The 10733-nt window shown below is 68.8% G+C and carries 10 protein-coding genes; 8 read left to right on the top strand and 2 right to left on the bottom strand.

All coding sequences use genetic code 11. The features are described from left to right. Positions 1 to 164 precede the first annotated feature (164 nt). From rpsO to ACH4RC_RS39895, 5 genes are all read left to right on the top strand, one after another. On the top strand, positions 165 to 452 hold the full coding sequence (gene rpsO, locus ACH4RC_RS39875; protein ID WP_398209533.1) for a 30S ribosomal protein S15: 288 nt from the start codon (positions 165 to 167) through the stop codon (positions 450 to 452). Positions 453 to 733: 281 nt separating this feature from the next. Continuing rightward, positions 734 to 2950, top strand: coding sequence for a polyribonucleotide nucleotidyltransferase (locus ACH4RC_RS39880; protein ID WP_398209534.1), 2217 nt, complete (start codon positions 734 to 736; stop codon positions 2948 to 2950). Next, a complete protein-coding gene (locus tag ACH4RC_RS39885) occupies positions 2947 to 4326 on the top strand; it encodes a M16 family metallopeptidase (RefSeq protein WP_398209536.1) in 1380 nt (459 codons plus the stop codon). Before ACH4RC_RS39880 ends, ACH4RC_RS39885 begins: the two co-directional genes overlap by 4 nt. A 30-nt stretch (positions 4327 to 4356) precedes the next feature. Then, positions 4357 to 5112 carry a 4-hydroxy-tetrahydrodipicolinate reductase gene (dapB, locus tag ACH4RC_RS39890; protein WP_398209538.1) on the top strand — a complete coding sequence of 252 codons (756 nt, stop codon included), beginning with the start codon at positions 4357 to 4359 and terminating at the stop codon, positions 5110 to 5112. Positions 5113 to 5121: 9 nt separating this feature from the next. Beyond that, positions 5122 to 5574, top strand: a complete 453-nt coding sequence (locus ACH4RC_RS39895; RefSeq protein WP_398209540.1) for a hypothetical protein — start codon at positions 5122 to 5124, stop codon at positions 5572 to 5574. Positions 5575 to 5666: 92 nt separating this feature from the next. Here the strand turns inward: ACH4RC_RS39895 and ACH4RC_RS39900 are convergent, their stop codons facing one another. Then, entirely contained in the window at positions 5667 to 6221 is a 555-nt protein-coding gene (locus ACH4RC_RS39900) for a hypothetical protein (RefSeq protein WP_398209541.1), read from the bottom strand. Between the two features lie 105 nt (positions 6222 to 6326). After that, positions 6327 to 6566, bottom strand: coding sequence for a hypothetical protein (locus ACH4RC_RS39905; protein ID WP_398209543.1), 240 nt, complete (start codon positions 6564 to 6566; stop codon positions 6327 to 6329). 212 nt (positions 6567 to 6778) lie between these two features. Between ACH4RC_RS39905 and thyX the strand changes: the two genes are divergently transcribed. The 3 genes from thyX (at position 6779) to ACH4RC_RS39920 (ending at position 10485) form a co-directional block, all read left to right on the top strand. Next, complete coding sequence (gene thyX, locus ACH4RC_RS39910) at positions 6779 to 7519, top strand: FAD-dependent thymidylate synthase (protein WP_398209545.1); 741 nt, start codon at positions 6779 to 6781, stop codon at positions 7517 to 7519. A gap of 241 nt (positions 7520 to 7760) precedes the next feature. Next, positions 7761 to 8660 carry a 4-hydroxy-tetrahydrodipicolinate synthase gene (gene dapA / locus ACH4RC_RS39915; RefSeq protein WP_398209547.1) on the top strand — a complete coding sequence of 300 codons (900 nt, stop codon included), beginning with the start codon at positions 7761 to 7763 and terminating at the stop codon, positions 8658 to 8660. 139 nt (positions 8661 to 8799) lie between these two features. After that, positions 8800 to 10485, top strand: coding sequence for a ribonuclease J (locus tag ACH4RC_RS39920; protein WP_398209549.1), 1686 nt, complete (start codon positions 8800 to 8802; stop codon positions 10483 to 10485). The last annotated feature ends 248 nt before the right edge of the window (positions 10486 to 10733 follow it).

Raw genomic sequence — 10733 nt, forward strand, 5'->3', positions numbered from 1 at the left:
GCGCTCCAAGCTGCTGGTACGCTGTGTGACGGCCGCTTGTGTATGCGCCCCCGTTTCCATTGGCGGGGACAGCGCCCAGCGGATCCCCGCCTCCGAGTTACGGAAGCTTCCCTGAGATGTAGACCAGGGGCGCTCGGTGGCCATGAACACCACGAGGAGTACGCGTGTCGCTCGACGCCGCTACGAAGAAGCAGCTCATTGCCGAGTTCGGCCAGAAGGAGGGCGACACCGGCTCCCCCGAGGTCCAGGTCGCCATGCTTTCCCGCCGTATCTCGGACCTGACCGAGCACCTCAAGACGCACAAGCACGACCACCACTCCCGTCGTGGTCTGCTGATCCTGGTCGGCCAGCGTCGCCGCCTGCTGCAGTACCTGGCCAAGAAGGACATCCAGCGCTTCCGTGCGCTGGTCGAGCGCCTCGGCATCCGCCGCGGTGCGGCCGGCGCCCGCTAGAGCAGCGTGAAGGGGAGCGGTTCCCACTTTTAGGGGGCCGCTCCCTTTGCCGTACGTGCGCACTGTCACCGAGGCTTTGTAGTCTGGTGACGTACGAAGAGGAGAAGCGCACCATCGCCGCCGCCGGTCCTCGGTAGTGGCCCCCGGAGACGCACGAGGATCCCCGGGAGCTTCGATCGAAGACCGGCCCGCATTCACGGCGCGCTTCTCCGCCCGTCCCGCTGCCACACGGGCAGCAGTGGACAAAAGACGAAACAGACGAAAGTAACGGAGAATTTTTAGTGGAGAACGAGACCCACTACGCCGAGGCCGTCATCGACAACGGCTCCTTCGGCACCCGCACCATCCGCTTCGAGACGGGCCGCCTCGCGCGCCAGGCCGCCGGCTCCGCCGTCGCCTACCTCGACGACGACACCATGGTGCTCTCGGCCACCTCGGCCTCGAAGAACCCCAAGGAAAACCTCGACTTCTTCCCCCTCACGGTGGACGTCGAGGAGCGGCAGTACGCCGCGGGCAAGATCCCCGGCAGCTTCTTCCGCCGCGAGGGCCGCCCGTCCGAGGACGCGATCCTCACCTGCCGCCTGATCGACCGCCCGCTGCGCCCGTCCTTCAAGAAGGGCCTGCGCAACGAGATCCAGGTCGTCGCCACGATCATGGCGCTCAACCCCGACCACCTGTACGACGTCGTCGCGATCAACGCCGCGTCCGCGTCCACCCAGCTGGCCGGTCTGCCCTTCTCCGGCCCGGTCGGCGGCGTCCGCGTCGCGCTGATCAACGGCCAGTGGGTCGCGTTCCCGACGCACACCGAGCTCGAGGACGCCGTCTTCGACATGGTGGTCGCCGGTCGCGTCCTGGAGGACGGCGACGTCGCGATCATGATGGTCGAGGCCGAGGCCACCGAGAAGACCATCCAGCTGGTCGCGGGCGGCGCGGAGGCGCCGACCGAGGAGGTCGTGGCCGCCGGTCTCGACGCCTCGAAGCCCTTCATCAAGGTGCTGTGCAAGGCCCAGTCGGACCTCGCCGCGAAGGCCGCCAAGCCGACCGCCGAGTTCCCGATCTTCCTGGACTACCAGGACGACGTGCTCGAGGCCCTGACCTCCGCGGTCAAGACCGAGCTGTCCGCCGCCCTCACCATCCCGGGCAAGCAGGACCGCGAGGCCGAGCTGGACCGCGTCAAGGGTCTGGCCGCCGAGAAGCTGCTCCCGCAGTTCGAGGGCCGCGAGAAGGAGATCTCCGCCGCGTACCGTTCGCTGACCAAGTCCCTGGTCCGTGAGCGCGTCATCAAGGAGAAGAAGCGCATCGACGGCCGCGGTGTCACCGACATCCGCACCCTGGCCGCCGAGGTCGAGGCCATCCCGCGCGTGCACGGCTCGGCCCTGTTCGAGCGCGGCGAGACCCAGATCCTGGGCGTCACCACGCTGAACATGCTGCGCATGGAGCAGCAGCTGGACACCCTCTCCCCGGTGACCCGCAAGCGCTACATGCACAACTACAACTTCCCGCCGTACTCCGTCGGTGAGACGGGCCGCGTCGGCTCCCCCAAGCGCCGCGAGATCGGCCACGGCGCGCTCGCCGAGCGCGCGATCGTGCCGGTCCTGCCGACGCGCGAGGAGTTCCCCTACGCGATCCGCCAGGTCTCCGAGGCGCTCGGCTCCAACGGCTCGACGTCGATGGGCTCGGTCTGCGCCTCCACCATGTCGCTGCTGAACGCCGGTGTGCCGCTGAAGGCCCCCGTCGCCGGTATCGCCATGGGTCTGATCTCCCAGGAGATCAAGGGCGAGACGCACTACGTCGCCCTGACCGACATCCTCGGTGCCGAGGACGCCTTCGGCGACATGGACTTCAAGGTCGCCGGCACCAAGGAGTTCGTGACCGCGCTCCAGCTCGACACGAAGCTCGACGGCATCCCGGCCTCCGTCCTGGCCGCCGCCCTCAAGCAGGCCCGTGACGCCCGCCTCCACATCCTCGACGTGATGATGGAAGCGATCGACGTCCCGGACGAGATGTCCCCGAACGCCCCGCGGATCATCACCGTCAAGATCCCGGTGGACAAGATCGGTGAGGTCATCGGCCCGAAGGGCAAGATGATCAACCAGATCCAGGAGGACACCGGCGCCGACATCACGATCGAGGACGACGGCACCATCTACATCGGTGCCGCCCAGGGCTCGCAGGCCGAGGCCGCCCGCGCCACGATCAACGGCATCGCCAACCCGACCATGCCGGAGGTCGGCGAGCGCTACCTGGGCACCGTCGTGAAGACGACGACCTTCGGTGCGTTCGTGTCACTCATGCCGGGCAAGGACGGTCTGCTGCACATCTCGCAGATCCGCAAGCTCGCCGGCGGCAAGCGCGTGGAGAACGTCGAGGACGTCCTCGGTGTGGGCCAGAAGGTCCAGGTCGAGATCGCCGAGATCGACTCGCGCGGCAAGCTCTCCCTCGTCCCCGTCGTCGAGGGCGAAGAGGGCGACGAGGCGAAGGACGACACCGACAAGTGACGTCTCGTACCACCAAGGCGACGGCCCGCACCTCTTCGGAGGCGCGGGCCGTCGCCCGTACCCAAACCCTGATCAAGGGCGCGAACGGCGCCGGGACGGTCCGTAGGACCACCCTCCCGAGCGGCCTGCGCATCGTCACCGAGACGCTGCCCTCCGTCCGCTCGGCCACCTTCGGCATCTGGGCGCACGTCGGCTCCCGCGACGAGACGCCCGCGTTGAACGGCGCGACGCACTACCTGGAGCACTTGCTCTTCAAGGGCACCTCCCGGCGCAGCGCACTCGACATCTCCGCGGAGATCGAGGCGGTCGGCGGCGAGATGAACGCCTTCACGGCGAAGGAGTACACGTGCTACTACGCGCGCGTGCTCGACAGCAATCTCCCGCTCGCCATCGACGTCGTCTGCGACATGCTGACCGGCTCCCTCATAGAGCAGGCGGATGTCGACGCGGAGCGCGGCGTGATCCTCGAAGAGATCGCGATGACCGAGGACGACCCGGGCGACTGCGTGCACGACCTGTTCGCGCACACGATGCTCGGCGACACGCCCCTGGGCCGCCCGGTCCTCGGCACGGTCGACACGATCAACGCCCTCGACCGAGGCCGGATCAGCCGCTTCTACAAGAAGCACTACGACCCGACCCACCTGGTCGTCGCCGCCGCGGGCAACGTGGACCACAACAAGGTCGTACGCCAGGTCCGCGCGGCCTTCGAGAGGGCAGGCGCCCTGGACGTCGCGCCCGCCGCCCCGGTCGGCCCGCGCACCGGCAGCAAGGCGCTGCGCGCGGCGGGCCGCATGGAGGTCATCGGCCGCAAGACCGAGCAGGCCCACGTCATCCTCGGCATGCCGGGCCTGGCCCGCACCGACGAGCGCCGCTGGGCCATGGGCGTCCTCAACACCGCCCTCGGCGGCGGCATGTCCTCGCGCCTCTTCCAGGAGGTCCGCGAGAAGCGCGGCCTGGCCTACAGCGTGTACTCGTACACCTCGGGCTTCGCGGACTGCGGCCTGTTCGGGGTCTACGCGGGCTGCCGCCCGAACCAGGTGCACGACGTCCTGAAGATCTGCCGCGACGAGCTCGACCAGGTCGCGCGCGACGGGCTCAGCGACGACGAGATCAGCCGCGCCATCGGCCAGCTCTCCGGCTCCACGGTTCTCGGACTCGAGGACACCGGCGCGCTGATGAACCGTATCGGCAAGAGCGAGCTGTGCTGGGGCGAGCAGATGTCGGTCGACGACATGCTCGCGCGTATCGCCGCGGTGACCCCGGACGAGGTGCGCGAGGTCGCACGCGACATCCTGGGACGGCGCCCGTCCTTGTCGGTCATAGGCCCGCTCAAGGACAAACAGGCCGCCCGCCTGCACGAAGCGGTCGCGTAAGAACTCACAGGTCAAGGAAGTGGACAAAAGATGAGCAAGCTGCGCGTGGCGGTTCTCGGCGCCAAGGGGCGCATCGGCTCCGAAGCCGTACGGGCCGTCGGGGCCGCCGAGGACATGGAGCTGGTCGCGGCCCTCGGCCGGGGCGACAAGCTGGACACCCTCGTCGACGCGGGAGCCCAGGTCGCGGTCGAGCTGACCACGCCGGACTCCGTCATGGAGAACCTGGAGTTCTGCGTACGCCACGGGATCCACGGCGTCGTCGGCACGACGGGCTGGACGGAGGACCGCCTCGCGCAGCTGAACGGCTGGCTCGCCGCGTCCCCCGGCACGGGCGTGCTCATCGCGCCGAACTTCTCCATCGGCGCGGTCCTGACCATGAAGTTCGCCGAGGTGGCGGCCCCTTACTTCGAGTCCGTCGAGGTCATCGAGCTGCACCACCCGAAGAAGGTCGACGCCCCGTCCGGCACGGCCTCCCGCACGGCGCAACTGATCGCCGCCGCCCGGCAGAAGGCGGGCAGCGCCCCGCAGCCCGACGCGACGGCGACGGCGCTCGACGGAGCGCGCGGCGCGGACGTCGACGGCGTCCCGGTCCACTCGGTCCGCCTGCGCGGCCTCCTCGCCCACCAGGAGGTCCTCCTGGGCGGCGAGGGCGAGACGCTGACCCTGCGCCACGACTCGCTGCACCACAGCAGCTTCATGCCCGGCATCCTGCTCGGCGCCCGCAAGGTCGCGACGACCCCCGGCCTCACCTTCGGCCTGGAACACTTCCTCGACCTGAACGGCTGACCGGCAGCGATGCGCGCGAAAATCACCTACGCGGTCACCGCCGCGGTCCTGGTCGTCTACTTCGTCCTGGCCGGCGACCGCGGCGTCATGCTCATCCGGCAGGGCACCGCGCTGACGATCACGTTCGGCGTCGCCGTGCTGATCCTGCCCCTGATCGGCATCTGGTTCCTGTGGGCGAACACCCAGTTCGTCCGCAAGGCCAACCGCCTCGCCGAACTCCTGGAGGCGGAGGGCGGGCTGCCCGTCGACGAGCTGCGGCGCGACCAGTACGGCCGCATCGACCGCGACTCCGCCGACGAGGTCTTCGGCCGACGCAAGGCCGAGACCGAGGACGCGCCGGGGGACTGGCGCTGCTGGTTCCGGCTCGCGGTCGCGTACAAGGACGCGCGGGACACCCCGCGCGCGCGGAAGGCGATGCAGCGCGCGATCGCGCTCCAGGAGGGCCGCCCGGTCAACGTCTGAGGTGTGCGAGAGGGGCCCGCACCGTCGTCATCAGCACGACGGAGCGGGCCCCTCTCCACGTCTCGTTCGAGTCGGCGGCTGTCTCTTGAGGGTCAGCGCTGCGTCCGGTACTCGTCCGCCCAGACCTCGACACTGTCGCTGGCCCGGTCGAACGCCGTGGTCCGGCCGAGGAAGTCCCCGTTGTGGCTGGTGAGCAGAGTCGTCTGCTCCCCGCGCCGGTCACGGCGTACGAGGACCAGCGCCTGGCCCTGCACGGTGCGCGGCAGCCCGAGCCAGCGCACCGGCTGCTGCACCGTGCGCGCGGTGACGACGACGTCCCAGGGCGCCGTCTGCGTCCTGAAGAAGCCGACGTGGCGCAGACCGCGGGCGCTCACCCACGTGCCCATGCGCAGCAACCGCATGGCGGCGGCGATGACCAGGACGGCGACGACACCGCAGATCCCGGCGGCCGTGGGGTCCCCGGCGGTCGCGATGATCACCCCGGCGAACAGCACGTACGACGCCAGGAGCAGCAGCAGCGCGGCCGCCCCGACCCGGTACGGGCCCGGGCGGTAGGGGCGGCGCCACTGGTCACGGTCGTCGAAGGGCAGCGCAGTCTCGGCGGCCTCGTCAAAAGCACGGTCGGCCGTCAGGAAGGACAGGGGCACGACGGGTCCTCACTCGATCATCCACGCGATGGGGGCTGTGCCCGGTGAGGTTATCCGTGCGCGCTCCGGCCTTCCACCTCAGGGGGGCCGGTCGAGTGCGACGGCTCAGCGACCGTCGGAGGCTTCCGACTGCTGGGTGTGGCGGGGGGCCTGGTCGGCCGAGAGCGCGGGCATCCCGAACAGCAGGGAGCCGACGAGCCCGGCCACGACGGTCAGCCCCACCAGCGTGCGGCCCGCGATCTGGCCGACGGAGGGACGCTCGCGCGTGGGCGGCGTGACATTGCTGCGGAACTTGTCGGCTTCGGCGATGAAGGCGAACGGTACGGGCTCGCGCCGACGAAACATGGGCGGTGCTTCTCCTCAAGGGGTTCGAACTAAGTGTGTTCATCTACACAGACGATCGATCTCCTCAAATGGTGCCCACTTTCACCGAATTAACAGATGTTCGCTCTCGTTCGGCGGAGATCGTCGGGAGAAGCGAGCAGATGAACCGTTGTCAGTGGCGGCCCGTAGAGTGGGCGCCGCCCGAGCGACGTGATGGAAGGACCCCCCGAGCCGTGACCGAGACCCCTGCCGAAGACCTCAAGCCGACGTTCCGAGGCGACGTCACCGTCGAGTTGGTGAAGCACACCGCGAGCGATTCGGACGTGCTGTTCGCGGCTCGCGTCTCCACGGTGGGCGAGCAGTCCCTGGACGAGCTGTCGAAGGACCCCGAGCGCTCCAAGGGCCTCATCAACTACCTGATGCGGGACCGGCACGGCAGCCCCTTCGAGCACAACTCGATGACCTTCCTGATCACCGCGCCGATCTTCGTCTTCCGCGAGTTCATGCGGCACCGCGTGGGCTGGTCGTACAACGAGGAGTCGGGCCGCTACCGGGAGCTCCAGCCCGTCTTCTACGTGCCCGCCGCCGACCGCAAGCTGGTGCAGGAGGGCCGCCCCGGCAAATACCGCTTCGTCGAGGGCACGCCGGGCCAGTACGAGCTGACGTCCTCCACCATGGAGGCGTCCTACGTCCAGGCGTACGAGGCGTACCAGAAGATGCTGGCCGAGGGTGTGGCCCGCGAGGTCGCGCGCGCGGTGCTCCCGGTGGGCCTGTTCTCGTCGATGTACGCCACGTGCAACGCGCGCTCGCTGATGCACTTCCTGGGCCTGCGCACCCAGCACGAGCTGGCCAAGGTCCCCTCCTTCCCGCAGCGGGAGATCGAGATGGTCGGCGAGAAGATGGAGACGGCGTGGGCCGAGCTGATGCCGCTCACCTACGCGGCGTTCAACGCCAACGGCCGCGTGGCGCCGTAGTCCTGCGCCGTTCTGGACCAGGGCGTCCCTTGATCACGTCGGGGTGTCAGCGGCACAGATGTGCGGGTGCGCCGGTTGAAGTGTCCGGATTGCGGCATTTCATAAAGTTCATCTAGCCTGATCAAACGGACCCGGCACTGCCTGAACCCCCGAGCAGGCAGTGCCGGGCTCCACCTTTGTCGTGACTTGTCGGATCCCCCGAGGGGGGACCCGGCGCTGAGCAGCGAGTAGCGTGTTACCCATGGCTCCGACCTCGACTCCGCAGACCCCCTTCGGGAGGGTCCTCACCGCCATGGTCACGCCCTTGACGGCGGACGGCGCACTCGACCTCGACGGCGCGCAGCGGCTCGCCACCCACCTGGTGGACGCAGGCAACGACGGCCTGATCGTCAACGGCACCACGGGCGAGTCCCCGACGACCAGCAATGCGGAGAAATCGGATCTCGTACGCGCCGTGGTCGAAGCGGTCGGCGACCGCGCCCACGTCGTCGCCGGTGTCGGCACCAACGACACCCACCACAGCATCGAGCTGGCCCACGCCGCCCAGCAGGCCGGCGCGCACGGCCTGCTCACGGTCACGCCGTACTACAACAAGCCCCCGCAGGAGGGCCTGCTCCGCCACTTCACGGCGATCGCCGACGCGACCGAGCTGCCCGTGATGCTCTACGACATCCCGGGCCGCAGCGGCGTACCGATCAACACGGAGACGATCGTCCGCCTCGCCGAGCACCCGCGCATCGTCGCCAACAAGGACGCCAAGGGCGACCTCGGCCGCGCCAGCTGGGCCATAGCGCGCTCGGGCCTCGCGTGGTACTCCGGTGACGACATGCTCAACCTGCCGCTGCTCTCGGTCGGCGCGTGCGGCTTCGTCTCGGTCGTCGGCCACGTGGTCGCCCCCGAACTGCGCGCCATGCTCGACGCGTACCTGGCGGGCGACGTGCACAAGGCGACCGAGATCCACCAGAAGCTGCTCCCCGTCTTCACCGGCATGTTCCGCACGCAGGGCGTCATCACGACGAAGGCCGCGCTCGAGCTCCAGGGCCTGCCGGCCGGACCGCTGCGCCTCCCGCTCGTCGAACTCACTCCCGAAGAGACGGCGCAGCTCAAGGTCGATCTCGCCGCCGGCGGGGTACAGCTCTAGCACCGACTTCGTAAGACCTCACAACTGAATCAACAGAACACGAGCAAGACCGAAGCAACACCAACAACTGCTACTGCACGAACGTCCCGCGCGCCACGTGCCTACAGGTACGTGGCGCGCGGGCATAAGGGAGAATCTTTTGAGTCATCCGCATCCTGAACTCGGCGCCCCGCCGAAGCTCCCGAAGGGCGGCCTGCGCGTCACGCCGCTCGGCGGGCTCGGCGAGATCGGCCGCAACATGACCGTCTTCGAGTACAACGGTCGCCTCCTGATCGTCGACTGCGGAGTGCTCTTCCCCGAGGAGGAGCAGCCCGGAATCGACCTGATCCTGCCGGACTTCTCGTCCATCAGGGACCGCCTCGACGACATCGAGGGCATCGTCCTGACGCACGGGCACGAGGACCACATCGGCGCCGTCCCCTACCTTCTCCGCGAGAAGCCGGACATCCCGCTGATCGGCTCCAAGCTGACCCTCGCCCTGATCGAGGCGAAGCTCCAGGAGCACCGCATCCGGCCCTACACCCTCGAGGTCGCCGAGGGCGACCGCGAGCGGCTCGGCCCCTTCGACTGCGAGTTCATCGCGGTCAACCACTCCATCCCGGACGCGCTCGCGGTCGCCATCCGCACCCCGGCCGGCATGGTGGTCCACACCGGCGACTTCAAGATGGACCAGCTCCCGCTGGACCGCCGCCTGACGGACCTGCCGACCTTCGCGCGACTCGGCGAGGAGGGCATCGACCTGCTCCTCACCGACTCGACCAACGCCGAGGTCCCGGGCTTCGTCCCGCCCGAGCGCGACATCTCGAACGTGATCCGGGGCGTCTTCGCCGGCGCCCAGAAGCGGATCATCGTGGCGTCGTTCGCCAGCCACGTGCACCGCATCCAGCAGGTCCTCGACGCGGCACACGAGTACGGCCGCCGGGTCGCCTTCGTCGGCCGCTCGATGGTCCGCAACATGGGCATCGCGCGCGACTTGGGCTACCTGAGGATCCCGCCGGGCCTGGTCGTGGACGTGAAGACGCTCGACGATCTCCCCGACAGCGAGATCGTCCTGGTCTGCACGGGCTCGCAGGGCGAACCGATGGCGGCGCTCTCGCGCATGGCCAACCGCGACCACCAGATCCGTATCGTCTCCGGCGACACGGTGATCCTGGCGTCGTCCCTGATCCCGGGCAACGAGAACGCGGTCTACCGCGTCATCAACGGCCTGACCCGCTGGGGCGCGCACGTCGTCCACAAGGGCAACGCCAAGGTGCACGTCTCGGGCCATGCCTCGGCCGGCGAGCTGTTGTACTTCTACAACATCTGCAAGCCCAAGAACCTGATGCCGGTCCACGGCGAATGGCGCCACCTGCGCGCCAACGCCGAACTCGGCGCCCTCACCGGCGTCCCGCACGACCGCATCGTCATCGCCGAGGACGGCGTCGTCGTCGACCTCGTCGAGGGCAAGGCGAAGATCGTGGGCAAGGTCCAGGCGGGCTACGTCTACGTGGACGGGCTCTCCGTCGGCGACGTCGGCGAGCCGGCGCTGAAGGACCGCAAGATCCTCGGCGACGAGGGCATCATCTCGGTCTTCGTGGTGGTGGACTCCAGCACCGGCAAGATCACCAGCGGTCCGAACATCCAGGCCCGCGGCTCCGGCATCGAGGACTCGGCGTTCCACGCCGTCGTCCCGAAGATCCAGGAGGTTCTGGAGAAGTCGGCCCAGGACGGCGTCGTCGAACCCCACCAGCTGCAGCAGCTCATCCGCCGCACGCTGGGCAAGTGGGTCTCCGACACCTACCGCCGCCGCCCGATGATCCTCCCGGTCGTGGTCGAGGTCTGACGCCTCGTCGGACGCACACAGGGAGCGGGGCGCCTCGATTTGCATCGGGGCGCCCCGCTCCAGTAGGTTTACGGCTCCGCCCGAGGGGGAACCCGGAGTGCTTTCAGGCTCCTGGTGTTCACCTCACGGGGCCGGAAATTCCGACTCAGAAACTCTGATAAAGTCGGAACCGCCGAAAGGCAAAGGCCCTCCAACGGCCACCGGAAATGAAATCCGAACCGGAAACGGAACGGAAAACGGATCTGGTA

The organism is Streptomyces sp. NPDC016845, from assembly GCF_044332585.1.
Classification (GTDB): Bacteria; Actinomycetota; Actinomycetes; order Streptomycetales; family Streptomycetaceae; genus Streptomyces.